Origin of the sequence: Rubidibacter lacunae KORDI 51-2, assembly GCF_000473895.1 — a bacterium.
Lineage (GTDB): Bacteria > Cyanobacteriota > Cyanobacteriia > Cyanobacteriales > Rubidibacteraceae > Rubidibacter > Rubidibacter lacunae.
On sequence record NZ_ASSJ01000035.1, the window covers coordinates 111,144 to 137,349 of the forward strand.

Genomic DNA, 26,206 nt, shown 5'->3' on the forward strand with positions numbered 1-26,206 from the left:
TAGGCACTAAAGCAAAATCGAGGTTAGAATCAGAAACTGCGTGTCAAACGCACTGCTCGGATCGGGTCGGGATTGCTAAGCGCTGCTGATAGAGCAGCTACCCGTACGGCACCCACTAGATAAGGATTCGCCATGACTTACGCCATTGTTGAAGCCAGCGGGACGCAATTGCGCGTTGAGCCCGGTCGCTTCTATGACTTGGACCGCATCGTAACGACCGATGATGACGATCGCCAGCCACTCGCCGAAGGCAGCACGTTCACGCTCGATCGCGTGCTGTTGATCTCCCACGAGGGTGAGGTGACTGTCGGCCAACCCTACATCGAAGGCGCGGTCGTCGAAGGGACGGTACTGCGGCACTTCCGGGGCAAGAAGGTCATCGTCTACAAGATGAGACCCAAAAAGAAAACTCGCAAAAAGCGGGGTCACCGACAAGAGCTAACGCGTTTGGCAATCGCAGCAATTCACCTCAATGGCACCGCGATTGCTCTGGCACCGGAAGTAGAGGACGAACCGCTCGCAACCGAAACAACGGTTATAGAGATCGCGGACTTTGACACACTCCGCAAGCATTAGCGAAGGAGCAACCAACCTGCTCTGAAGAAGACGAAGCTTAGTTTACCCACAGTAGCTAGTTGACTTAAGCTGACGTAACGCAAAATAGATTTAGTTAAGGAGCGTTAGGAACTATGGCTCACAAGAAAGGAACGGGCAGTACTCGCAACGGCCGCGACTCTAATTCCAAACGCCTGGGCGTCAAGCGCTACGGCGGTCAAGTCGTGCGAGCAGGCAATATTCTCGTGCGCCAACGTGGGACCCGGCTCCATCCCGGCGTGAATGTCGGTCGCGGCGGCGACGACACTTTGTTTGCGTTGATCGACGGGATCGTCACCTTCGAGCGCAAAGGCAAAAGCCGTAAGAAGGTTAGCGTCTATCCGGTTCCTGCGGCCGGAACCGTCGAGGCTACTGAGGCAAAGGCTTAGGCGGGATTTGCAGCGATTGCACTGGGCGTTGACATAAAGCGCAACTCAACTGCTAGAATATTCTTCGCTGCATCAATGGGGTGTCGCCAAGTGGTAAGGCAGCGGATTTTGGTTCCGCCATTCCTAGGTTCGAATCCTAGCACCCCAGTTTTTTAATTCGTAATAGTAGCAAGTCGACCTAGGTAATATCCGATCGTTGGGTTTGCTCTGGCTAATTTGCCGATTTCATGGGCAAGCTGGCAACCAACTAACCTTCAGTTTGACTCGTCGGATATTTGTGCTTCCCAATATAGTTCGGCTAGCGCTCCTGCAGGGTGCCATTCTTTTCAGTTGCGGGGATTACCGCTGAAGCGAAATGCAGATTTAATGACAGTAGGATGACTCGATAGTTAAGCAGCTGGAAATAATGGAAGGACATCTCGACGATTCGATGTCTGCCGCAGCAGCTTCCTAGCCGACTGCTAGACTAGGGGGCGATCCCCCCTTGCGAGCAGGCGGTATGAAATAGTCTCTTCGGCATTTTTGAGGACAAAGGTTGTCGTCGGACGATGGTTGTTCGATGTTGTTGGGAAATCTGCGCAAGATATTGAGCAAATTCAAGCCTCGATCGGACAGAACCGAGTTCTCAATGGCCGTTCGTAGACCGTGCATTCTTTAATCCCATCAGGAACGGCGAGCAATTTGTCGAATTGAGCCAGGGGTGCTCCCAAGCCGGCAAATTGAAAAGCAACGCAGCGGCATTGGATCGAGATCGTCTTGAGTTTCGGTCTTAGCCGCGCGAGCTAGTTGGGGCTTGCTGAAAAAGGCTGGAATGGTTTCAGCGAGAAGGTTCCAGCGTTTTCTGCGTCAGAGAAGTGCAAGGTTATGGTTGCTAGAGCCTCAAAACCCTTGCACTTGAGCCGAGAACTAGGGGCGAAAATCTGGGGCTAGATGGCGAAAGCCTGATTTCATGAGCTCTCTGTCCCCTAAATTCGCTTTGTGGACTTTTTCAGCAAGCCCTAGTTGTTACGTTTCCGGATCTACGTGCGGCATGTAAAAGCCCAGTTGCCGTTCTGCCACGCTCGAAGCAGCAAACTCTGCAAACGATTCGAAGCGCCAGGAAATTCCAAGCAGTCCGTAATTGACGCGAATGGTCGCGTCTGCATGCGCCAGTAGAACTGCTGAAAAAGCTGCCGATAGCGACGAGATCGCATCTGTGCCAGCGGTCCACATCCAGTGCCCTCATGCCTGCGTACCGCGCTTCAGTTTCATGAGAGTTTGTCTGCCGAAGAAGCCAGACTCATGGTATGACGGACGCAAGGTTACGGCGACGCGCGATCGCCGTCAGCGGGCTCTCTGCCAGGTTCGTTGAACCTCAGCGATGACTTCCGGAGAGAGGGGTACCTCAATGCGAGCGGGTAGATCGACCCGCGCGCCCGGAACGTCCTGTGCCCAGGGGCTTTCCGGCACGGCAGTAAGGTCGAGTTTGCCGACGACCGGACGGAATCCGAAGCGCACGAAGATCTCCTGCTGCTCGTCTGCAGTTAGGAAGTCCAGCAACTCCCGGGCGGCATTAGCTTGCGCGCGGCCCACATCGCGCCGGACGATCGCGGCAGTGGACACAGTCTCGATGGTGGGATCGACGTAATAGATCCGATAGGGTCCGTTCTGCGTCTTGGCAGCCTGCGACCAGCGATAGAGGGCGATGCTTTCGTACACCGTCGCAACGTCGGCATCGTTGGGGCCGCGAGCGATGAACTCTTGCAGCAAAATGTCGGTCGATCGCGGCGGCAGATAGACCGAGCGTCGTACCAGACCGAACAGCGCGGTTGCTTCCGGAGTGCCGAAGCTCCCCGGGGTCAGCGGCCCCCTCGCGATCGCCTGGGTCCAAAGGCCGAGCGTTAGCTGACCGCTGTTCGAGCGCGCCGGGTCGGTGGCGACGAAATCGAAGCTGCCCCACGTGGGGGCACCGCCGAGGGCAGACCAGTGACCCGCTTGCAGAGCGCGTTCCAATTGATGCCAGTCGAATCGACCGTTGGGGAAGAGCACCTGCCCGCGTTCGGGCCAGGCAATGCCGACGAGCACGGTTTTGACGATCGCGCGTGGCTCCTCCCAGAAGACCTCAGTTTCACCCTGCGCCGTCATGCGATCGCGCAATTGTTCCAGGATCTGCCCGTTGGCCGGAATTAACACCGTCGGTTGAACGTCGCCCGCGCGATCGACGTAGGCGTTAACCATATCTTGGGAGCCCTGAAAACGCAGGTCGAGGTCGATAGTGGGATAGGTTGCCTCGAAGCGATCGGCTAGCAAGGTTAACGGTTCTTGGAGTTCGGTGCCGCTGACGACGACGAGGGTGCGCCGTGAGCCAGGAAGCGGGATGTAGGCAAGTCCGACCGAGATCGCGGCGATTGCGATCGATACCAGCGGGCGAGTGCGTTTGGAAAAATACGGTAAGCGCATGGTGTGGGCTCCGCGAATTCGGTCGCAAATTCGGCAAAAGCGCGCCTTCTAGCGCGCGACGAGTACGCCGAGATTGGCTTCTAAGCCCTGCAAGTCATCGCCAAGCGAGCGCAGCGCCCGGATGCGATCGGCATCGGTCAGATCGGCAACTCGCAGTTGGTTCTGCAGCTCCTGCATCGTTCCGACTGCATCGGCGATCGCGGTGGACAAGGCAATTACCTGTGCCTGGCGGGCGTCTTGACCCTCACGGGCGAGCGCGAGGTTGCGCTCCAAACTTGCAATCAGGCGATCGCGTTGGGTCAGGGCAGCGTCACTACCGGGAGGTTGTTGGGACCAAACTGCCTGCAACTGTGCTTCGAGGTCGCGGATGGACAACAGCGAATCGCTGCCGTGCAGGCGGCGAGTAAAGGCATCGACGCGTTCCGGCAGTTCGCTGGCGCGATCGCAAGCGTATTGAACGACCGAGAGCAGCTCTAGTTGCTCGCCCCCCGTCAACAGGCGGGCGGCTTCCTCGCGTAGGTCTTCGGCTTGGCGGACCAGACGCTCGGCTTGCAGGCGGGCAGCGCGGACTTGACGGACCAGCTCTGGATTTTCCAGATCGACTTCGGGCGGTTGGCGGGTTTCGATCGCGATCGCCACTGCTGTTGATACGATCGCCGCCACCGGGACGATGACTGGAACCGGCAATCGGGCCAAGCGCGCGCCCGCGACCAGCACGATCCCGCCCAGGAGGACGGCGAGCGGATATTGCAGGGGATTAGCGAGTTTGTCCATAGATCTCAAGAGATCGCGCGATCGCCTTGGCTGGTGTGCCTGTTCGGTCCCTAAAACTCTAGTTGCAAGTCGGCCATCAAACTGACGATGGTTTCGGGATCGCCTTCGCTATAGTACCCGCCGTTAGTGTGGGCGAGCTGTTTCAAGAGATCGGGATTGAATCCACCGCTACCGCCATAGCCAATGGTGAAAACGGCGACGCCGCGATCGCTCTCGAAGTTGGAACTCTCTAAACGCTGCTGCAGTCCGCCGAAGGGCAGTTGCGAGTCGGTATCGTCCCCGTCGGTTAGGACCAACACGGCGTTAATAGCATCTTCGCGGTAGTTGCTCTGCAGCCAGTCGCGAGCAAACAGCGTGGCGTCGTACAATCGCGTCCCGCCGCTCCCGCGCAGGCGGCTGACGAACTGAATGCCGCGATCGCGTCCTGCGGGCGTCCCGTCCACGAGCACCGGCTCGCCGATATCGCTACTGAACGGCACGATCGTAATTTGCTCCTTGGGTCCTAAATTGTTGATGTAGCTCAGCAGCGTATTTTGCACTGCAGCTAGCTTCTTGCCGCGCATCGAACCGGAGACGTCTACAACCACGACGACTTGCGAGGATTTCTTTGCAAAGAGCTGCCAGCTTTCCAGCATCGCTGCCACAACTTCCGGTTGCGGCGGTCGGTAGGAGTCGTATTGCGGGTTGGCAATGACGCCATAGCTTTCATCGAACTTGGCACTCAGGGGCACGCCAGGGACCCCCGGGCGCAGTCCCAAATCGGTGGCAATTTCTTGGATTTGGGGCGATCGCAAGAACTCGATGATGGCTAGGGCGGCAGCGCGCTCTCGATCGCTCACCCATGGCGCGTTCGGTAAAATTGCGCGCATGTTCGAGGTATAGGTCGCGGCCGGATAGATGGCTTCGTAGCGCGTGCCGTCGGTCGCTTCCGTATTCGCGCGAATTACCAGCGATTCGTACACTGACCCCGTCGACGCCCAGAACGGTCCGTTTTGCACCATGTCCCGCGCCAGCGAACTCGTTGAAGTACCGTAGCGAGTGATTTTAGCCTGGATCGCGCGCACTTGGTCTTGGTATTGCTTCACATCGGAAATATCGATCTCTTCCGGGCGCTTACCGGTCACGGCCGCAAATTGCGCCACGAGAGTTTGCAAGCCGGAGTTCGAGCGCGTCGGCGCGGTGTGTACGAAGCGCACCGGCAGCGGCGGGCTGCTGGGATCGATATCGCGATGGTTGTCGAATTGCGCGATTGCCCCATATGGATCGGGGACTTGCCGCAGTCCGTCAGCAATATCCGACCGTGCGAGTAATACCATCGGGCTGTATGCAAGCAGCGGCGCGTCGGTTAAACCGGGAATGTAGTTTTGCCCGGGGAAGATCCGATCTATCTGGTAGATCGACAAAGCGTGATAAATGCCGCCGTCGACCGATACCAGGGTGGGAAATGCAGGATCGTCGGCTTCGATGGTGCCATTGCGTAACTGCCGTCCGAGATCGGTCACGCTTGAAACAACATCGCCGCTACCCAGTACTTCGCAGCTCAGGTAATACTGCGTGCCGTCATCCAGGCGAGGATTCCGCGCGTTCAGCCGCTCTGCTGCCTCTTCGCAAAAGTGGTCCAGAGCACTTCCGGCTAGGAACTTAATTTCTAAACCGCTGCGGCGACCCCCGTTACCGTTTGGTCCTGGGAGTATCCAGCAGCCACCGAGCACGGTCGATCCGATCGCGCCCAATAGCACGATCGCCTGGCGCGACTGTAAAAACCGTTTTATTGAAAAATTCATGATGCGTCGAACCCCGGATCCCCTGCACCTTAATTGTCTCATTTGCTACAAACAGCAATGGGAAAAAGTATTCCCTTGCAACGGTCTCAGTCCCGCGCGACCGATTATGATGCCGATCGCCCGCGGCAGCTGCATCGCGAATTTTTTATGTTTTCTCAATCAAATAATCGTCGAGGGCGCGGCGCATGATGTCTACGGGGACCGGTTGCTGTAGCCAAAGTTCCAGGGAAGCAGCCCCCTGCTGCACGAGCATTTCCAGCCCGTCGATCGCGATCGCGCCGGAGCCCCGCGCCACCTCCAGAAAGCGGGTCGGACGCGGCGTGTATATCAAGTCGTAGGCGATCGCGCCCGGCTGCAAGCGCGCGAGTGTCGATGCATCGACTGGCAAGCGATCGGGGTGGGGGGTCATGCCGACTGGCGTGGTGTGGACTAGCAGCTCCGTTGTTGCTAGAAGTTCGGGCAATACGTCCCACGTGCAAGTATCAACCTTCGCGCTCAGTTCGACATCCTGCCAGCTTGCCTGGAAGGTTGCCAGCTTGTCCGGGTTGCGCCCGACCACCACAACTCGGCGGCAGCCCAGCTGCGCGCAACCAACTACCACCGCTCGGGCCGCGCCGCCGTTGCCGAGAATGACCGGGACGACCTGTTGCCAGTCGCGATCGCGATGCTCTCGCAGCGGCGCCACAAACCCCGCTGCATCAGTATTCGTCCCCGCCCAGCCCGTTGCCGTCCGCCACACCGTGTTAACCGCGCCTACTTGTCTTGCGGTTGGTGAAATCTCTGTCAACAGCGGCAGCAAGTCTTGCTTGTGCGGAATCGTTGCATTGAAGCCGACGAGCGCGATCGCTTCAAAGCCTGCCATTGCCCGCGGCAGGTCACCGACTGCCACTGATAAAGGAACGTAAATGTAGTCGAGTCCGAGAGCAGCAATCGCGGCATTGTGCATCACGGGCGATAGCGAGTGTTCGACCGGAGCGCCGATGACGCCGAGAAGTTGCGTGCGACCGGTAATGAGATGCATGTGTCAAGTAATAGAAACAGCATTAAACAGTAAACCTTACGGCGAGCGCGACGTCATTGGGTATGTCACGCGATCGCGAGCTGGCCTGCGGCTAGCCTAACAAACAGTTGATTACACGAATTGACGCCAAATAAAAAGCAATTGCGGCCGAAACGGAGTATGAGAAAATTGAGCCTTCTTTACTAGCCTATTTTATACAGAAAGAGGCTGACAAAACCTTAGGATCGACTAATTAGTTGCTCGTTGCTCGGGATCGGACGAACTACCTGGTCCCGTGTGGTTTTGCGATCGCGTAGTCCGAGCAAGCAAAGCGACTATATACACTAGGCGAGACCAGCAGCATCAAACAAGGGGTCGAAATCTCGATCGGATGCGTGCAGAAGCAAGGCTCATTCTCACGAGATCGACTGTTTGTAGAAACCAACTGGTCGATTGCCTAAATTCAAGAGAATACCGGCAATCACTTGAGCAAGTTTAACTACAGGGAAAACGGGATACAGCCTTTGCTTAGCTAGTGAGGTACACATGTTTTTTTGGATTAGTTTTATTGAAAGTTTTTCTAGAAGGGAGAGCGTACCTCACGAGACTGAGAAATGCTGTAAAACCCAAGCAGTAATGATAGATTTACTAGGTGTTCCTGAAGTTATACCTGTCTCGCCATACATCAGTGTCCTACCTGCCAAGCTCAACACACGGTCAAGAATAGTCATATTCACGCGGGCAAAATCACTTTCTCTGTAAGCAGAGTGGCGAGATCGGAGAGAAGATGTTGCTGTTGATACTGCCTCGACTTGTGGCTCAATCCATTCTTTACAGATACCCTCCAGTCATCGTGCAGCTATGGGCGTTATTTCCCTTATAGATCGAATGCCCCATTAGACTACAAGACTGCTGCCCGGAACGACAAATTATAATGGCTGAGTTGCCATACCCTTGCAGTCGCACCGTATTTCGTTATGACCGACGCCGATCGCCGCTACCACATCACCACGTTCGGCTGTCAAATGAACAAAGCCGACTCGGAGCGCATGGCCGGCATATTGGACGCACTCGGCTGGCACGCCTGTAACGATCCCGATCGCGCCGATCTCGTTCTCTACAACACCTGTACGATCCGCGATAACGCCGAGCAGAAAGTTTATTCCTATCTCGGGCGGCAAGCCAAGCGCAAGCGCGATCGCCCCGACCTCACTCTGGTTGTCGCCGGGTGCGTCGCCCAACAAGAGGGCGAAGCACTGTTGCGCCGCGTGCCGGAACTGGACTTGGTGATGGGACCCCAGCACGCCAACCGACTTGGCGACTTGCTCGAACAAGTGTTTGCTGGCAATCAAGTTGTCGCGACCGAACCGATTCACATCGTCGAAGACATCACAAAACCCCGCCGCGATAGCACCGTCACCGCCTGGGTCAATGTCATCTATGGCTGTAACGAGCGCTGCACGTATTGTGTCGTCCCCAATGTGCGCGGCATCGAACAATCTCGCTATCCCGAAGTCATTCGCGCCGAGATGGAAGTCCTCGGGCAGCAGGGATTCAAAGAAGTGACGTTACTCGGTCAAAACATCGACGCCTACGGTCGCGACCTCCCCGGCTCTACACCTGAGGGGCGGCACCAATATACGCTGACGGATTTGCTCTATTACGTTTGTGACGTGCCGGGTATCGAACGCATCCGCTTCGCCACCAGCCACCCCCGCTACTTCAACGAACGCTTGATTCGGGCCTGTGCCGAACTGCCGACAGTCTGCGAGCACTTCCACGTGCCATTTCAATCCGGCGACGACGACATTCTTCGCGCCATGTCACGCGGCTACACGCGCGATCGCTACCGTCGCGTTGTCGATAAGATCCGCCGCTATTTGCCCGACGCTGCTATCAGCGCTGACGCGATCGTCGGCTTCCCGGGCGAAACCGAAGCCCAATTCCAGAACACAATGGATTTGGTCGCTGAAATCGGCTTCGACCAACTCAATACCGCTGCTTACTCGCCGCGACCCGGCACGCCGGCGGCAACTCATCCCGACCAAATCGATGAGGAAACGAAACGCGATCGCCTGCAGCGTCTCAACCATCTAGTCGCCATCGAAGCGGCCGAGCGATCGCTGCGCTACGCCAACCGCATCGAAGAGATTCTCGTCGAAGGACAAAACCCCAAAGACCCAACCCAAGTGATGGGGCGCACCCGCACCAACCGCTTAACCTTTGCGCCTGGCGATATCGGATTGTTGAAAGGGCAGCTCGCGCGCGTGCGTATCTCTCAAGTACGTGCCTTTAGCCTAACGGGCGAACTCCTGCCGGTGGACGATCGCCAAGTTCTTCCAGCGCTAGTCTAGGAACGAAGACCTGTTCAACGTGCTTTGCTTGGAGGTTCCTCGTGAAAACTCTCGCGATTATTCTCAATATTTTCCTGCCAGGCGTTGGCACGCTCGTCGCGGGCAAAATCGGCATCGGCATCGTCCAATTGTTGATCCTCGCGATCGCTGGCGGCGTTAGCATCACGGGTGTCGGCATCATCGCTGGCGGACCGATAGCCTTCCTGAATTGGATTTGGGCGCTCTACACCGTCGCTAAGATGAAGTAGCTACCGTAGGTTAGTCAGCTGCAATCGCTTTTTCAACGCTACCCTGCCTGCGGACATGTCACCGGCCGGGCAATTGCCTGCCTTCCATCGCGCCCGGACTTCAACGATGCTGGCAGAACGGTCTGGAAGCATGATGCTGAGGCCAGAGCGCAACAGCGATCGCCCGGAGGCTACTGCTATAATCTGCGGCGTCGCGCGCCATAAATGTCGTCGCTCATGCCTCTTGCGTCTCAGCCCGGATCGATCTATCTCCTTGCCGCTGTCAGTTTTCTCATCAGCTTAGGTGCCGTCCGCTCCATCGAGGTGCGCTGGGGATCGCAGCTACTCGACGTGCCAAACGAGCGCAGTTCCCACAAACAACCGACGCCGCGTGGGGGAGGGTTGGGCTTCGTGGTTGCATTCGCGATCGCCAGTGCGGTCTTTGCGCTCGTGGATCGCGCTGCTGCGCCGATCTTCTGGCATCTCTGGACGGTACTTTTACCCCTGTCAGTAGTTGGCATCCTCGACGATCGCGGCAACGTTCCGGCAGGTGCGCGCTACCTCGTGCAACTCTCTGCGGCCGGACTGGCAGTCTATTGGTTCGGCGCGTTCCCGCAACCGTGGTTGAGTGCTTGGGGCAGCATCGGCACGGCGATCGCCTGGGTGCTCACAGCAATCGGGTTCACAGCCCTGGTCAACTTCTACAACTTCATGGACGGCCTGGACGGCCTGGTTGCCGGTTCGACAGCCTTACAGCTTGGTTTCCTGGCAACCGCTACGGAAGAGCCGCTATGGGGGTTGTTAGTGGCATCGCTGCTCGGATTCCTGGTACGGAATTGGTCGCCGGCAAAAATTTTCATGGGCGATGTGGGCTCTACGGTGCTCGGCGCGTGCGTGGCAATCGCGTTGCTGAATGTTTCCGAGCCCGCTCCAGCGTGGACGCTGCTGGCAGTCACGCTGCCGCTAGTCGGCGATGCCGTCTACACCTTGGCGCGACGGCTGCTGCGCGGCGAAAATATCTTCCAGGCACATCGCACCCATCTGTATCAGCGCCTGCAACAAAGCGGGTGGTCCCACGCGAGCGTTGCCGCGACTTATCTAGCTCTAACAGCAACAGCTGCCCTAGCAATCGCGGCTCTCGGAAGCACCGGCGGCTGGCTTTGCCTGGGTGGGGAGGCGATCGCGCTCTCGATCGGGGAAGGCTACCTGCGATCGCGCCAGCAAGTTCCGGCCTAGGATGTAGCGATAGGCCTACAGCGAGCTTGCTCCCGCTCCCGAGACCGATCCGAGCCTTGAGCATTCCCGCATTTTCCGATCGTACCGTTCTGCTACACGACGCTGCCGCGCGCCACTGGCTCTTGTTTCGCGCGCCGACGGAGATTTACGTTGCGCGATCGCCGGCTGAAGTTGTCCGCGTTCTTAACACCGTCCAAGCCCAAGTCACAGCAACCGGCTGCTATGCTGCTGGGTTTGTTGCCTACGAAGCAGCTCCCGGATTCGATTCAGCGCTGATAGCACGATCTCCAGGGGAGTTTCCGCTAGCTTGGTTTGGCATCTATCCGCGCCCCGAGTCGTTCGCTTGGCCGGACACCCGCCCCGCCAACGTTCCCCTGTTATGGGAACCATCGGTGGACGACTGCGGCTATCGGGATGCCATCCGCCGCATCGCGGCTTACATCGCTGCGGGCGACACCTATCAGGTGAATTATTCGTTCCGGTTACGCTCGCCGCTAACGTTCGCGCCGTGGGACCTATTTCAGCAAGCGATCGCGGCACAAGGTGCGGGCTATAGTGCTTACGTGCAGCTTCCTGACTGGACGATTTGTAGTAGCTCGCCGGAGCTATTTTGGCAGCGGCAGGGACGTTCCCTAAGTTCGCGTCCGATGAAGGGCACGATCGCGCGCGGTCTGTGGTCGCAGCAGGATCGCGTGCGGGCGCGTTGGCTGCAGCAGTCTGAAAAGAACCGTGCCGAGAACGTGATGATCGTCGATATGGTGCGCAACGACTTCAACCGCATCGCCGATCGCGGTAGCGTCAGCGTCCTGGGTCTCTTCGACCTCGAGCAGTATCCAACGCTCTGGCAGATGACCAGTACCGTTGACTGCACCAGCGATGCCGGTCTTGCCGAGGTATTTCGTGCTGTCTTTCCACCAGCGTCAATTGTCGGTGCACCGAAAGCCCGCACGATGGAAATTATTGCCGAGCTCGAAGATAGCCCGCGTCGGATTTATACGGGCTCGATCGGATTCGTCACGCGCGATCGCGCTCAATTCAACGTCGCGATCCGCACGGTGCTCGTCGATCGGCGCGCGCAAACGGCTGAATACGGCGTCGGCGGCGGTATTGTCTGGGATTCAAGCGATCGTGCCGAACAGGAAGAATGCCACACGAAGGCGCGCGTGCTGAGCTATGTCGAGCCGAGGTTTTCCCTGCTTGAAACGCTGCTCTGGACGCCAAGGGACGGGTACTTTTTACTCTCGCTGCACCTGCAACGCTTGCAAGACTCGGCTGCATACTTTGCCCATGCGTTGGACGCGACCGCCATCCGGCAAAACCTAGAGTGCTTGGGCAATCGCCTGCCGCCGCACCCGCACAAAGTCCGCCTGCTCGTCACCAAATCGGGTGCAGTGCGGCTAGAGCACTATCTCCACCAGCCAGCTGCAACAACCGTGCGTTTGCAACTGGCACGAGAGCCCGTGGATGCAGGCGATCGCTTCCTCTATCACAAAACCACGCATCGACGGATTTACGACCGCGCGCTAGCCGAACGGGGCAACTGCGACGACGTATTGCTCTGGAACCGAGACGGCGAAGCGACTGAAACCTGTTATTGCAATCTCGTTGCCGAGCTCGACGGGCAACTCGTCACGCCACCCCTACACTGTGGGCTACTGGCAGGCACTTATCGCTCGTGGCTGTTGAAGCAAGGAAAGATTAGCGAGCAGGCGATCGCAGTAGCCGACCTCAAACGCTGCAATCGGCTTTTTGTTATAAACTCCGTCCAACAGTGGCGATCGGCAATCCTGATTAGCGAGTGAAATCGAAGTGCCCTTTTCCGAAATCGCAACCAGAGACGTCGATCGGAATTCGCGACCCCTACCGGTTGGCATTGCGTTCCGCTCCGACACGCAAATTGGCGGTTGCGACTCCAGCTGGCTGCTCGCACCTATTGCTTGCCGTCCCGTCTGTGCAGAATCGCGCTCGGCACTGCATCAATCGCATTGTCAGCTTCAGCAAGCATAGCCAATATCGCTGCTCGAGCAGTGCATCCCTCTAAGTGCACGCTATGGGACGGTCATCTTCATCCTGGTAGCCGAGCGATTTTGGACCTGCGGTCGCAAACCCATCACACCTTGACTTTTTAAGGGAACCAGAGCTAAGTTTGTTTTATGAGTAGTTCTTATGTACCAAAATAACGCTCTTGTCAGTACCCACGAACTACATTCCTGAAGATCTTGAAGATAGCAAAGCGGGAACCATTTGGAGTCAATCGATGGAAAACAGCAATCACCGCCAACTTCTCGACCAGCTAGACGGACTCGCCGCTGCTGCCGCTCGAACGCGCGCCCAGATCGCTGCTGAGGAAGCCGAGCATGCCTTTCGCATTCTGCTGCGCGATCGCTTCGAGCGCGAGATGAAGGAGCAAGCTGAGCAAACCTATCAACGCCTGCTGTCAGATACCCAACAGTTTGTCGAGCAAGCCGCACAAATGTCCGCCCAGCGATCGCTCGAACTCGAGGAGCGCACGATTGCTCATGCTCCAGCCTTCAGCGTTGCCACGCCGCAGTTTGCCAGCTTTGGGAGCGTTTTGGATGCCGAACGCCAGCGTCAAAACGGTATGGCGCAGCTAGTCGGTCAAACGCCCCAAGAGCAAGACATCGTTGCAGCTGCCTCGATGGGCATGACGGAAGCGGAAATTGCTGCCGAAGTCCTAGGTGACGAATCGCCCGATACGGTGGCCCGCGTGCGCGGAGTCCTGCGCGATCGCCTCACCGACTGCATTCCGGCTGCCGACTAGTTCGCGGGCGCGGCCGTTCGAGCAGCTCGGGACAACACCCCAGCGATGGTCGCGGCTGCTATCGGCAACTTGGTGTCATCCGCTGCTGTTAGCACCTCCACACCCTATCGATGCATTGGCAGCTAAGACTGCAGTTGTCGGGTTTACAGGTCCTTGACGATAAAAATCCTATCCCCCTTAAGAGAATGATGACTACCACGCTGGTCGAACGCGTCGAATACCTCACCTACACGCCGCGCGATCTGCAGCGTTTGGCAGCTCTCAACCCCCGCCACCGCAGCTCGGAGCAACTCCTACTTGGTTTCTTCGACTTCATCAAACGCGCGTGGACGGCAGGGGCGTTCCGGACCTTTCAGCAGCAAACTGGATTGCGTCTCACTTCCAACCTCAACCGCTGTGAATTCGCGCGCCGCGCAGCGATCGAAGAGCTGCGGCATGCCACACCAACCGCAGACTTCTCGGAATACGATCGCGAGCAGTTTCGCGCGCGGCTCGAAGCTCAAATCGGGTCGATGCGCCAGCGGCTGACGTTCGCCCAGGAAAAAGCACACCAACTCGAACTCGCCCTCGAATCCGAAAAGCGACGGCTGAGTGCTTCTGCGAACCTAACGTTGTTGCTGATTGCCGAACGTTTGTTGCCGCCCGGCGATCCGCTCAACGGTTCGCAAGAGAGCCCGGCAATGCGTGTTTTGGGATCGCCAGCAACGCTAACCGAGCTGGAAGCCAACTATCGCGAGCTGCTCAAGCGCGAGCATCCCGATGTCAGCGTTCATCCTACAGAACTCGCGCAGGCAAGGTTTGCCTATGTCCGACGGCTCTATCAAATCGTGCGCAGAAACTGGGAAAAGCTCCGACCAACTGCCGCGATCGCCGATAACGAACTGGAGCGCCGCCTCCGCGCGCCCGTCCCGTTCGACCCCGCAAGTTTCTGGCCGGCATAAGCGCATTAAATCTCTGAGGGAAAGCACTCGAAGGGCTTCTTCTGAAGCTACTTTTGCAGCTGCTTCAGCAGAGGTGGCGCGAGCGCGAACAAATTGCGTTACATCGCTGCTGCCGACGAGTAGCGGGTGCTCAGCTCGGCCGGCGTCATTTGCTCGTAGGGTTCGAACGGCTGGTGAATCCAGGGATTATCGGGTAAGTAATGTGCGTGAAAATCGGGGGCAAATTTAGAGCAATCTTTGCACCACAGCACGGCTGTTCGCATGTCCTCGATCGCGTCGCCATAGCCAGCGTGCAACCAGGCGATCGCCGCCTGCAGGCTCTCGCCGGAATCGACCAGATCGTCGACCAAGAGGAGATTCGGACCCAAGCTGGGCTCAGTCATCGACAGGTGCTCCGATACCCGCACCTTGCCCCGCTCGCGGTTGTCCGCACCGCCATAGGACGACACCGACAGAATCGCAAGCGGGCGATCGAACAACCGGCTGAGAATATCGCCAACGCGCAGACCCCCCTTTGCGAGGCAGGCAATATGCTCGAACTGCCAGCCTGAATTGTAGATGCGAACGGCGAGCTGTTCGATGGTGTGGTGATAGTCCGACCAGGACACGTAGAGCTCTGGCATGGCAAGGGGAAAATAACGCGGCGCGCGGGTGCTATAACAAGCGTGGTTTTCGCAATTCTACCCGATCCGGAAAATTGCCCTTTTGGAGCCGTTGGTATGGACAAACCTGCAGCCGTCCGATCTGACTCGCCCCAACGCTTGAGTTTCCTTACAAAATTGGCGTTTGGTGCGGGCGATCTTAGCGCGATGACGATTAACGTGCAGGTGTTTTTCCTGCTGCGCTTTTTAACCGATGTCGCGGGACTGCCACCGGGACTGGCCGGCAACGTCCTGATGCTCGGGAAAATCTCCGACGCGGTTAACGACCCGATCGTCGGGATGCTCAGCGATCGCACGCGCAGCCGCTGGGGTCGTCGCCACGTATGGATGATCTTCGGCGGCATCCCATTTGGAATTATCTTCTTGCTACAGTGGGTCGTTCCGGACTTTGAAATCTGGGGATTGTTCTGGTTTTACGTGGCGATGGGCGTGCTGTTCAATTTGGCCTATACGGCAGTTAATTTGCCCTATACGGCACTCACTCCCGAGTTGACAGACGACTACGACGAACGCACGAGTTTGAATAGCTTTCGCTTTGCGTTTTCGATCGGCGGCAGCATCATCTCGTTGTTGTATGCCGGCATCATTATTGCCGTCATTGCCAACCCCAGGTATCAGTACTTAGCCATCGGAGCGATTACCGCGATCGCCTCAACTGTTCCGCTATACCTATGCGTGTGGGGAACGCGCGCGCGCGTGGCAGAAAACGATCGCCAACATTCCCCGGCCGATGACGCGTCCCTAACTTTCCTAGAGCAACTTCGAGTTGTTTTCAGCAATCGAGCATTCTTGTTCGTCGTCGGAATTTACTTGTGTGCGTGGTTGGCAGTTCAAGTTACCGCATCGGTACTAATTTACTTCGTTGAGGACTGGATTAAATTACCGCCGGTGCCGGGGCTGCCGCTCGATCCGTTCTCGACGGTGGCGCTGACGGTGCAAGGCACGGCGATCGCGATGCTGTTCGTGTGGAGCCAAGTCAGCAACCGCTTCGGCAAACAGGCGGTTTTCTACGCTGGAGCTGGGATTTGGGCGATCGCGCAGGTCGGCATCTTCTTGCTGCGCCCCGAAACCGGAACGTGGATTTACCCGTTAGCAATGCTGGCGGGGTGCGGCGTTTCCACGGCATACCTGGTTCCGTGGTCGCTGCTGCCCGATGTCATCGATCTCGACGAACTGCAAACCGGCCAGCGGCGCGAGGGAATTTTTTACGCCTTCATGGTGCTGCTACAGAAAGTCGGTTTGGCAGCCGGCTTGTTCCTTGTCGGTCAATCACTGGAGTGGGCGGGGTATCGAGGTGGAGCCGACGTCCAACCCGATTTGGCCCTGTTGGCCATTCGCTTCTGCGTGGCCGTATTGCCGGCAATCTTCCTGGTTATTGGGGTTGTTTTAACCTATTTCTATCCGATTTCGCGCGAGATTCACGCGCAGATTTTGCTGCAACTGAAGGAACGCGAACTGGCAGCAGCATCCGATGCTCAAACCAGCGATTGAAAAAATCGATCGCCTATGAGGAAAGCGATCGCCTGCAGTGTGAGAATCGAACTCTAGAGTTAGTTTAAGGAACGCTCCGCCTACACCGTCACGCGTTTAGCATCCTCAGACTTGACCAACTTATCCCAACCCAGCTCTTTCAAGTGAGTGTTGCGACGGAGCGGACGCGTCACCAGCTCTAACAAATCGCGGGTATTCGTGAAGCCTTGGATTTGCGCGAAGGTAAACTCCACCGACCACTTGGTGTCGATGCCGCGCGCTTCCAGTGGATTAGCATGCGCCATGCCGGTAATGACTAAGTCCGGTTCCAATTCCAGAATCCGTTGGAGTTGGTTGTGGTTGTCCGGCTTCTCGACGATTTTGGGCAGCGGCGTGCCCTTTTCATGACACGTCTGCTCGAGGAGTGCCAGTTCTGCCCCCTGATAGCGTTTGTCCATATACGGAATGCCAATTTCCAGAACGGTCATTCCGCAGCGGGCAAGGAAGCGTGCCAGTGAAATTTCCAACAGGTTATCGCCCATGAAAAAGACGGATTTCCCGCGCACCAACTTCACGTAGTCTTCTACGCTCGCCCAAATTTCCGCTTCGCGCTCGGCCAGACCTTTCGGCTCGATATTGAACACCGAGCAGAGTTTTTCGATCCACGCGCGAGTTCCATCGGGACCGATAGGAAATGGCGATCCGATCAACTTGCACTTGCGGCGGCGCATCATCGCCGTGGCCGTCCGACTGAGAAACGGATGCACGCCCGACACGTAGTACCCCGGCTCGATAACTGGCAGTTCGGTAAAGCGCTTCTCGGGCAGCCAACCCGACACCTTGATGCCCTGCTTCTTCAGTTCTAGTGTCAGTTGCGTGACCACCGGATCGGGCAGCGATCCGAATAGGACCAGCGGCGGGTGGTCGGCGTATTGCGACTCATCCGCCACGATTTCTTCCTGCTTGCGACCGAAATTCAGCAACCGCGAAATCGCATTTCCCTGACCGGGTTCGCTTGTCGTCTCCTTTACCGCCGGAGCTTCGGACGGACAGCGATTGGCCATCGCCGCGAGCACCGTGTCTTCGCCCTGGGTAAAGGCATAGTCGAGACCATTGGCGCGCGCGACGACGATGGGAATTCCCAGCTCGGCCTCAAGGCGTGGTGCAAGTCCTTCGAGATCCATCTTGATGATCTCGGTTGTGCAGGTGCCGATAAAAACGATGACGCTGGGGTTGCGATCGCGCTTCACCTGCAAGCACAGACGCTTGAGTTCTTCGTAGTCGTTGAGTTGAGCGGAGATATCGCCTTCTTCAAGTTCGGCCATGGCATAACGCGGCTCGGCGAAGATCATCACACCCATGGCATTTTGCAGGAAGTAGCCGCAGGTTTTGGTGCCGATGACGAGGAAGAAGCTATCTTCAATTTTCTGATACAGCCATGCGACGCAACTGATCGGGCAAAACGTATGGTAATTGCCGGTTTCGCACTCGAAACTCAGGGCAGTTGTGTTGGGTTGAGTGGCAGTCACGGTCGAAACTCCTTGCGGGTCCTGGAAATGTTCTCAATGTGAAAATCGGTTTGCAACTTTTAGATACAAACTTGCAAATTCAGTCACGAGCGATCGCGCCGCTGCAACGAGGGAAGCCGGCCGAGAAGCGACGCGATCGCGAGCGATCTAGACCATCATCGTTGCCAGTTCGTCGGCTTCTTCAGCCGGGACGACGCCTGGTTTGTCGGCCGGCGGATTGAGGTAGTAGTCCGACAACAACCCGAACAGCTCGCGATCGGGTGCGTCGGTCGGGACGACCCCTTCCGGCAGTGCCAGCACCTGGTCGGCAATGTTTAGGTAGTACTCGCACACCCAATCGAGCGACGGATCGCTTTCGGCCATCTCGAAGAGGGTTTTCCCTTTTACCCGCGAGACACGAATGTCTTCGATCAGCGGCAGGATTTCCAAAACCGGCATCGGCACGGCTTCGGTGTACTTGTCGATCAGGTCGCGCTTGGAGGTGCGGTTGCCAATCAACCCGGCGAGGCGTAGTGGGTGGGTACGGGCTTTTTCGCGGATGGATGCCGCGATGCGGTTGGCAGCAAACAGCGCGTCGAAACCGTTGTCTGTCACGATCAAGCAGTAGTCGGAGTAGTTCAGCGGGGCAGCAAACCCGCCGCAGACGACGTCGCCGAGAACGTCGAATAGGATGACGTCGTACTCGTCGAAGGCATTGAGTTCTTTAAGGAGCTTGACGGTTTCGCCGACCACGTAGCCGCCGCAACCCGCGCCGGCAGGCGGTCCGCCTGCTTCAACGCAGTCCACGCCCGCATAGCCTTTGAAGATCACGTCTTCCGGCCAGACGTCTTCGTAGTGGAAGCCTTTTTCCTGCAGGGTGTCGATGATCGTGGGGATGAGAAAGCCCGTGAGGGTAAAGGTACTGTCGTGTTTGGGATCGCAGCCGATTTGCAGGACTTTCTTGCCGCGCTTGGCCAGCGCCACCGAAATGTTGCAGCTGGTGGTGGATTTGCCGATTCCGCCTTTTCCGTAGACTGAAAGTTTCACTGACTTGATTTCCTAAATTACGCCCGGATAATCCGCCGGGATCCGATCGCAGCGATCGCTCTGAATCGCCAGCAAGCTTCCGGCAGTTGGTGGTGCAGTTGTCGTTTGTGCAATTATTGCGAACCCACCGCTGGAAGGAAAGGCGTTCCCCCGACAAGCTAAGGTCTCTGAAGCCACCAGAGCATTCTTTATAGCTTTTTTTCTAGCTGAAGCCGCAATAGAGAAAATTATTACTCGAAACCGCATCCTATCACGTTTGCTGTTTCTAAATTCAGTAATTTAGAACAAAAATAAAACTAGGTTACTCCCATGCTAGCCCTCCCTTGCCGGGGGGGCTATGGGGACCAGACCGCTTGTCGGCCGGTCGCGTATCCTTGAGGACTTGTGCTTTGTCAAGTTCAAGGTTTAGGGTTGGCGATCTCTGAAAACACCTTTTGAAAGGGGTTCGAGAGGATTTAAACCCGAAAAATTTTTCTTGGCGCAGTACTCGGCAAATTCACTCGACAGCGGCACCCCGATAACCATTACAGCGATTACGGGCGAACGACAGCAGCTGACTGCGTCAGGCATGAAGAATGATGAATTTTCCCCGACTCGGTGCCGGATGTTAAGACTTGCGTCGAGATTGCCCCCATGCGATTGCCCCGACGAGCAACAGCAGTGGTGTCAGCCAATTGCCCCAGCGGGCGTAGGGCGTGAGAGTTTGGCGGCGATAAATCGTCTCTGCCCGCGCGACATAGACGTCCAGCTGCGAGAGCCAAACCGTGCGGCCGTGGGGGTCGATCGCGCCCGAGTGTCCGGTATTTGCCGCCCGAGCCACCCAGCGGTCGAGCGCGATCGCATGCAAGACATCGTGAGCGTGATGTTGGGCGGGCATGGTCGGACCGTAATGGTCGTCATTAGACGAAACGAGGGCGAACTCGCCGCCGCGCGCAGCCTGACGTTGGAAGTGCTCGGCATATACCGAGTCGTAGCAGATTCCGACGATCGCCATCCCGAAAGACGTTGAGAAAACCTGGTCGCGATCGCCTGCAAGCTGGTGTTCGTCCAGAGGCGACAGGCGCTGTACGATACCGCCCAGGATCGACTCCAACGGCACGTATTCCCCAAACGGGACTCGGTGAACTTTGTCGTAGCGATCGCCAAACTCCCCAGACCCATCGAGGGCATACAACGCATTGGTGTAGCGATCGCGATCGAGTTTGTAGAAGCCGCCAACCCAAGCGGGTATGCCTGCTAATTCGATCGTTTGCCCGAGGGCACTCCCGAGCAGTCGGTTCTGGTACATCGGCAACGCGCCTTCCGGCGTCAATACGGCGTCCGCCCCAGCAGCGGCCAGCTCGAGATAGCCCTCGGTATAAACGGTCAGGGCCTTCCGCAACCCGACTGACGTCAGCTTGATCTCGTTGGGGATGTTGCCCTGAACGATGCCGACATTTAGCGCTGCTGCCGGATCGTCGGCTGGCGATCGGGCGTATAGAACGCCGCCGAGAGCGTGGACGCCAACGAGTACCGCGAGGGACGCTGCCATCGCTCCACGACTGCGTTTGCCGATCGCGATCGCGAGCAGTCCGTTGACAGCCACAATTGCGGCGGATACCGTCACCGGTCCGGACAATTGCATTGCGTGCAGACCAATAGCATTGTGCGGACTTTGGGTAAATGCCAGCGGTCCGGCATAGACTGGTCCCCAACTCCACAGCGTTTCTAGCGCGCACCAGAGGGCTGCGCCGACCACTACAGTCGCGCTGCCAGTCATGCTCCGAGCGACCCAACAGAGCCCGCCGGCCCAAACAGCCGGCAGTACTGCCAAGCACAGCGCCGCTGCCGGCCAGCAAGCCAACGCGATCGCCAAACTTGTCTGCCACGACACGCCCAGCCACGTCATCGGGTGCATCCCCAGCAACCAGCTCAGCATCGTGGCGTAAAAGCCGAAGCCCCATGCACCGCCACATAAAAATGCCGCTCGCACAGAATTGCTACCGGTCGCCGCCAGCCAGAGCGGCACCAGCGCGATCCATGCCAGCCACCAAGCCGACACGGGCGCGACGGTTAAACCCATCAAAATACCGCCCGCCAATGAGAGCAGCAGGCGCGATCGCGCGGACTTAAGACGGACGTTCGGGACGATGAACATTGCAGCTCCGTCGCGAGGTGCCAAGGGGACATGGAGATCGGTTGCCGCGCGCGAACCAACGGGCAGGCATCGGAGTGCGCAGAGGAATTGCTCGTCGGGCGTATCCTCAGCTCCGGTTGTCGTAACGCGCTCGGGTCGCGAGCGGGTGAATTGCTGCAACCTTAGTGCGATCGCCGACAACCCCTGTCGCATCGGCCGGGCAACGCTACTCTAAATGGCCGATCGGCGGAAGGGCAAGTTGCTGAGCCCGATCACCTCGAATAGAATTGATTTGCGAATTATTGGCGCTGTACCTCCCACCAACCCATGGCTAATTGCACGAGGCGGTTCTTTCGATGGCTGCTTTTGGGACTCTTGGGCGCGGCGATCGCCCTCGGTCTGCCGCTGTTTGCCGCACTCGCGCCGCCCGCTCGCGTAGCCGCCCAAACCAATACGGTTGTAGCGCTCCTGCAGCCGGGGCTCGAGCACTATCGCGCGCAACGCTTCAGTGCTGCTGCCGATGCTTGGCAAGGTGTGGTCGATACCCTCGACAAGAATGCCGATTGCATCCTGCGCGCGCGCGCCCTGCGCTATTTATCGCTGGCTCGCCAGCACCTCGGGCAGTGGGAGTCTGCCAATGGGGCGATCGCCGAAAGCCTCGATCTGGCTGGCGCTTGCGCTCCCGATGACGCCGAGCTTCGCGCCCAAATTTTGAACGCACGCGGTCGCCTCGAATGGTCGCGTGGGGACGATCTCGCGGCGGTCGAGACCTGGGAAGCTGCCGCCCGCAACTACCTCGCAGCCGATCGCGTCGACGGGGTGCAGCTCAGCAAGCTCAACCAAGCACAAGCGTTGCAAGCTCTGGGTCTCAGCCGCGAAGCTTCCCGAACTCTTGAGACCGTTGCTGCCAGTCTTGAAGCTACTGCCGACTCTACGCTGCAAGCAGCGGGTTACCAACATCTCGGCGCGGCGCTCCGGCGCATCGGCTTATTGCAGGACTCGGAACGCGCGCTTGCGCGCGCCGGCAGTCTTGCGACCGAGAACGATCTGCGCGCCCGAATCTGGCTCGAGCAAGGCAACACCTATAGCGCTCTGCTCAATCGCGCCCTCGCCCGCGGCGACCGACTCGATCCTGGCGCCATTGCCAGCAATGCCGTCTGCGATCGCCTCATTGCCAACCCCAACAGCCACGAACGGATTCCCGATGCCACCTGTTTCGCCGCCGCTGCTCGCACCAGTTACCGCGAAGCCGCCCGGCTCGCAAGCCCTCCCAACACTCGCGCCAGTGCTCGCATCAACATCTTGGCCCTCGCCGTCCGTACTGGAGAGCGCCAAGGACTCACCGAACTAGCCAACGCGATCGCGACAGACCTCGGCGCGCTGCCGCCCAGCCGCCAGAGTATCTTTGCCCGCCTGAATTTTGCCCAAAGCCTGACATGCTTGCTCCCGGAAGCAGCTGGCTCGGCAGACTTTTGTCCCTCAACGATTGCCGCAACACCGGTCGGCGAGAGGCTCCCCGACCGACGCGCGATCGCCACGATTGTCGCCGATGCTGCGGAAGACGCTCGTTTGCTTGCCGACCCGCGCGCTACGGCCTTCGCCCTCGGCCAACTCGGTAGCCTATACGAACTGAACGGTCAGCTCGACGCGGCCGAGCAGTTGACCCGCGATGCGTTATTGGTGCTTGCTAACATCCAAGCCCCCGATATTCGCTACCGCTGGGAATGGCAGCTCGCGCGGATCCGCGCCCGCCAGGGACAACCCGACGACGCGATCGCCGCCTACCAAACGGCTGTCTCCACGCTTCAAACCGTGCGCGGCGACCTGATTGCCGTCAACCCCGACGTGCAGTTCTCTTTTCGCGACAACGTCGAACCCCTCTATCGCGAACTCGTCAATTTGCTGCTGCGCAGCGATCGCCAGCCCGGGCAGAGCGACCTTGCTGCCGCGATCGCCGCGATTGAAGCCCTGCACCTGGCGGAACTGGAAAACTACCTCGGCTGCGAACTTGGAGTCGATCTGGCGATCGATCGCGACCTCGAAACCTTCGATCCGCGGGCTGCACTGGTCTACCCGATCGTCTTGCCCGATCGCCTGGCGGTCATTACGCAACTGCCGAAAGACGGCAGCCTGCAGCTTCGCACCTGGGACGTCGGCCGGGCTGAGGTCGAGCAAACGTTGCAGGAGCTGCGGGGGGCACTTTTCGCCCGCGACGCCAGCCGCCTCCTCGACCGGGCCGGTCGGGCCTATGAGTGGATCGTCGCGCCAGCTGAAGCTGCGATCGCCGCAAGGACTGACAATATCGACACGCTGGTCTTCATCCTCGATGGGTACTTTCGCAACATACCGGTTGGCGTGCTCTACGATGCTCGCAACGACCAATACGTCGTCGAGAAACCTTACGCTACTGCCGTTTTACCTGGGTTGCAGCTCTTCGACCTCGGCAGCGATCGCGAACCGCTTCAAGTTCTTGCTGCCGGCATCAGTCGAGCACTCGAAGCCGAAAACCGCAGTTTTTCCGCCCTGGCAGCCGACGCCGAACTCGAACGGATCCGCACGAGTGTCGAGGACACCACGGTCTTGCTCGACGAGGAATTTACGCCGGCTACCCTGCAAGCCAACCTAGCTACCAGTGATGTCTCCGTTTTGCACGTAGCAACCCACGGCAGCTTCAGCTCCGACCCCGAAGAGACGTTTATCCTGACCTACAATGACGATGCCAGCGACGGCAACTCCGGTCGGCTTTTGCGATCGCGCGAACTAGACGGCCTGTTGCGCGCGCGCGTGCTGTCCGAACGCCAACGCCTCGAACTCCTTATCCTCAGCGCCTGCCAGACTGCGTTCGGCGATAGCCGTGCACCCCTCGGACTGGCGGGACTGGCCGTCCGCTCCGGCGCGCGCAGCACTCTTGCTACGCTCTGGCTAGTGAGCGACAACTCCACGCTCGCGTTAATGGAAAAGTTCTATAGCGAGTTGATCGCTGCTAATGTCAGTAAAGCCGAAGCTCTTCACCGCGCCCAGCAGCAACTCGCCGCCCGTCCGGAATCTCAGAATCCGTTTGATTGGGGACCCTACGTACTCGTGGGGAATTGGCGTTAGTCAAATTTCGATTTCGTCCCCCCATACCTCTGCGAATGCGACCCATCTGGTTCCAATGACCGAGACAATCACGCACTTGCAATCTCAATACGAAAACGGCATGAAGATTCCAGCTACGACCAAGCAAGAATTCACGCCTCATTCCATTCAGTCGTCTTGACTTTCACATTCCTCTTGCTACGAAAACCTCACCTGCCGGTCGTAATCTACCTTGTCAGTCAGATGTTCTTGTGAGAAAATTGGTTGGAAGATTTCTAAACAGATAACGCCAGCTTTAACAGCCCGCCCATTTGGGAGCGAGTTTGCTCTCGCTTTACCAAACAGACACTCTGTTCGGCCCGTTCATAGCGAGAATTATGACTGCGACACGTGCGCCAAGCTGGGTGCGAGTGGGTTGTTTAGGCCCTTCAATGAAGGCTAACTAGGAAACCATGAACATCAAAAGATTTGCGATCGCGCTGGCCCCGCTCCTTGGGGTTGGTCTAGGTACTCTAACCACCCCGGTTGGAGCATCAGAGTTGGCTTCTAGGGCGAACGACGCGACAAGCTCCCTTGCTAGCTCCACGCTCACAAACGCCGAATCTGAGAACGGTGCTATTGAATTGCCCGTCCGCCCTCTCCAGAACACCATTTGCTCCAGCAAAGCCCACGCGCTCGCGACGAATTCCGAGCACTCGCATATCACCTATCCGATTGCGCGAGCGCTGGAGTTGAGCTTCGGTGGCTGCGGTAGCTGCTTAGTCAATGGGCTACCGGGAATTTGGATTCCAAGCGTCGGGGAATGCTTGATTTGTAAAAGATAACCCTTCGTTCGATCTCACCTCCTTTTGCCTAGCGGGGTACATTCTTCACCTTCAAGTGCAACAGTTGCCGTGCCGCTATCCATAAGAGTGGAAATGCTCTGGGTAAATGGATCTTGATTTTCCGATTGTATTTCCAAATCGCCACTCCGTCCATTCAGTTCTTATCGAGAGATAAGGCTGAAACCCCTGCACAATATGCAGTGCGAGCTAGTTGTTTGAGTCCTTTACTGTTGGCTAACTAGAAAACCATGAACATCAAAAGATTTGCGATCGCGTTAGGGCTGGCTCTGCTAATTGGGCTCGGTCTCGGTATAGTACCAACACCGGTCAGAGCAGCCGAGCTATCAGCTAAAGCGATCGCCGTCCAGAAGTCCCCTATTAGCACTCGGCACGCAAATGCGATATCCGAGAACAGTGCCATGAAGTCTCCCGCCCGCCCGCTCCAGCAAGCCATTTGCTCCAGCAAAGTTCGTGCGCTTGCGACGAATCCTGCAAGCTCTGATATGACCGATTCACTTGCGCAAGCGCCTGTGTCTTGGGGGTTATCTAATTGCAACCTCAACTGCTTGCACAATGGACAATATGCATTTTGGGTGGGCGGTGTCAATATGTGTGCGATTTGTAATTAAAAACTCTTCGGTCGGTCCCACACCGTCGCTGTTGTGGCGAAAGGCATATGCGCATCATTCACATGCGGCTGTTTGCACTCGCGCCCTACCGTTAATTTGAGGAGCTCCTAGGGTCAGTTCCAATAGGTTTCCCTGGAACAGATTAAAATTCTAGCCAACTGGAGCGATGCGGCTTGGTGCGAAAGTTTTTCCCATGTCCGCACTACAGCAACTCGAACCTGCCGAACTGTAGATCTGTAAGACTGATTTGAGATATGGGGCAGCGGTGTCGTTTGACTGCTAAAAGCCTATTAGTACTTGGCAAATGCGGATTCTGCACCTGCTCCAACCTTATTGCGCAGGACTGTTGCAC

The 26,206-nt window shown here is 57.7% G+C and carries 19 protein-coding genes and 1 tRNA gene; 11 read left to right on the forward strand and 9 right to left on the reverse strand.

Features of this window, described 5'->3' with window-relative positions; translation table 11 throughout:
- Positions 1–132: 132 nt before the first annotated feature.
- From rplU to KR51_RS06100, 3 genes are all read left to right on the forward strand, one after another.
- Entirely contained in the window at positions 133–576 is a 444-nt protein-coding gene (gene rplU / locus KR51_RS06090) for a 50S ribosomal protein L21 (protein WP_022605917.1), read from the forward strand.
- A gap of 113 nt (positions 577–689) precedes the next feature.
- Entirely contained in the window at positions 690–983 is a 294-nt protein-coding gene (rpmA, locus tag KR51_RS06095; protein ID WP_022605918.1) for a 50S ribosomal protein L27, read from the forward strand.
- Positions 984–1,059: 76 nt separating this feature from the next.
- Positions 1,060–1,131, forward strand: a tRNA-Gln gene (locus KR51_RS06100).
- Between the two features lie 857 nt (positions 1,132–1,988).
- On the opposite strand, the gene KR51_RS06105 is transcribed toward KR51_RS06100, so the two are convergent.
- The 5 genes from KR51_RS06105 to KR51_RS06125 form a co-directional block, all read right to left on the reverse strand.
- Entirely contained in the window at positions 1,989–2,195 is a 207-nt protein-coding gene (locus KR51_RS06105; protein WP_022605920.1) for a hypothetical protein, read from the reverse strand.
- Between the two features lie 111 nt (positions 2,196–2,306).
- A complete protein-coding gene (locus KR51_RS06110) occupies positions 2,307–3,422 on the reverse strand; it encodes a substrate-binding domain-containing protein (RefSeq protein ID WP_022605922.1) in 1,116 nt (371 codons plus the stop codon).
- 48 nt (positions 3,423–3,470) lie between these two features.
- Positions 3,471–4,196: a hypothetical protein gene (locus tag KR51_RS06115; RefSeq protein ID WP_022605924.1), complete on the reverse strand. Its 726-nt coding sequence runs from the start codon at positions 4,194–4,196 to the stop codon at positions 3,471–3,473.
- Positions 4,197–4,246: 50 nt separating this feature from the next.
- Positions 4,247–5,980 carry an extracellular solute-binding protein gene (locus KR51_RS06120; protein WP_022605926.1) on the reverse strand — a complete coding sequence of 578 codons (1,734 nt, stop codon included), beginning with the start codon at positions 5,978–5,980 and terminating at the stop codon, positions 4,247–4,249.
- Between the two features lie 145 nt (positions 5,981–6,125).
- Positions 6,126–7,001, reverse strand: coding sequence for a shikimate dehydrogenase (locus KR51_RS06125; RefSeq protein WP_022605928.1), 876 nt, complete (start codon positions 6,999–7,001; stop codon positions 6,126–6,128).
- Between the two features lie 956 nt (positions 7,002–7,957).
- Here KR51_RS06125 and miaB point away from each other — a divergent pair.
- From miaB to KR51_RS17345, 6 genes are all read left to right on the forward strand, one after another.
- Positions 7,958–9,334 carry a tRNA (N6-isopentenyl adenosine(37)-C2)-methylthiotransferase MiaB gene (miaB, locus tag KR51_RS06130; protein ID WP_022605930.1) on the forward strand — a complete coding sequence of 459 codons (1,377 nt, stop codon included), beginning with the start codon at positions 7,958–7,960 and terminating at the stop codon, positions 9,332–9,334.
- Between the two features lie 41 nt (positions 9,335–9,375).
- Positions 9,376–9,582: a hypothetical protein gene (locus tag KR51_RS06135; protein ID WP_022605932.1), complete on the forward strand. Its 207-nt coding sequence runs from the start codon at positions 9,376–9,378 to the stop codon at positions 9,580–9,582.
- Between the two features lie 216 nt (positions 9,583–9,798).
- Positions 9,799–10,797 carry an MraY family glycosyltransferase gene (locus tag KR51_RS06140; RefSeq protein WP_022605934.1) on the forward strand — a complete coding sequence of 333 codons (999 nt, stop codon included), beginning with the start codon at positions 9,799–9,801 and terminating at the stop codon, positions 10,795–10,797.
- 56 nt (positions 10,798–10,853) lie between these two features.
- Positions 10,854–12,599 carry a chorismate-binding protein gene (locus KR51_RS06145; RefSeq protein WP_040655345.1) on the forward strand — a complete coding sequence of 582 codons (1,746 nt, stop codon included), beginning with the start codon at positions 10,854–10,856 and terminating at the stop codon, positions 12,597–12,599.
- A 383-nt stretch (positions 12,600–12,982) separates the two neighbouring features.
- Complete coding sequence (locus tag KR51_RS06155; protein WP_156914989.1) at positions 12,983–13,579, forward strand: hypothetical protein; 597 nt, start codon at positions 12,983–12,985, stop codon at positions 13,577–13,579.
- 185 nt (positions 13,580–13,764) lie between these two features.
- Positions 13,765–14,520 (forward strand): J domain-containing protein, encoded by a 756-nt coding sequence (locus KR51_RS17345; protein ID WP_156914990.1) that lies wholly within the window; start codon positions 13,765–13,767, stop codon positions 14,518–14,520.
- Between the two features lie 98 nt (positions 14,521–14,618).
- Here KR51_RS17345 and KR51_RS06165 read toward each other — a convergent pair whose 3' ends face one another.
- Positions 14,619–15,143 carry a phosphoribosyltransferase gene (locus tag KR51_RS06165; RefSeq protein ID WP_022605942.1) on the reverse strand — a complete coding sequence of 175 codons (525 nt, stop codon included), beginning with the start codon at positions 15,141–15,143 and terminating at the stop codon, positions 14,619–14,621.
- Between the two features lie 96 nt (positions 15,144–15,239).
- Here KR51_RS06165 and KR51_RS06170 point away from each other — a divergent pair, with 96 nt between their 5' ends.
- Positions 15,240–16,673, forward strand: coding sequence for an MFS transporter (locus KR51_RS06170; protein WP_022605945.1), 1,434 nt, complete (start codon positions 15,240–15,242; stop codon positions 16,671–16,673).
- A gap of 80 nt (positions 16,674–16,753) precedes the next feature.
- Here the strand turns inward: KR51_RS06170 and KR51_RS06175 are convergent, their stop codons facing one another.
- The 3 genes from KR51_RS06175 to lnt all read right to left on the reverse strand — a co-directional run bounded on the left by KR51_RS06175 (position 16,754) and on the right by lnt (position 21,536).
- Positions 16,754–18,181 (reverse strand): ferredoxin:protochlorophyllide reductase (ATP-dependent) subunit N, encoded by a 1,428-nt coding sequence (locus KR51_RS06175; protein ID WP_022605947.1) that lies wholly within the window; start codon positions 18,179–18,181, stop codon positions 16,754–16,756.
- A 147-nt stretch (positions 18,182–18,328) separates the two neighbouring features.
- The gene (gene bchL / locus KR51_RS06180) at positions 18,329–19,207 is read right to left on the reverse strand and encodes a ferredoxin:protochlorophyllide reductase (ATP-dependent) iron-sulfur ATP-binding protein (RefSeq protein WP_022605949.1); all 879 of its coding nucleotides are present in this window, start codon (positions 19,205–19,207) and stop codon (positions 18,329–18,331) included.
- 607 nt (positions 19,208–19,814) lie between these two features.
- The gene (gene lnt, locus KR51_RS06185) at positions 19,815–21,536 is read right to left on the reverse strand and encodes an apolipoprotein N-acyltransferase (RefSeq protein WP_022605950.1); all 1,722 of its coding nucleotides are present in this window, start codon (positions 21,534–21,536) and stop codon (positions 19,815–19,817) included.
- 114 nt (positions 21,537–21,650) lie between these two features.
- Here lnt and KR51_RS06190 point away from each other — a divergent pair, with 114 nt between their 5' ends.
- On the forward strand, positions 21,651–24,422 hold the full coding sequence (locus tag KR51_RS06190; protein WP_022605952.1) for a CHAT domain-containing protein: 2,772 nt from the start codon (positions 21,651–21,653) through the stop codon (positions 24,420–24,422).
- Positions 24,423–26,206 lie beyond the last annotated feature (1,784 nt).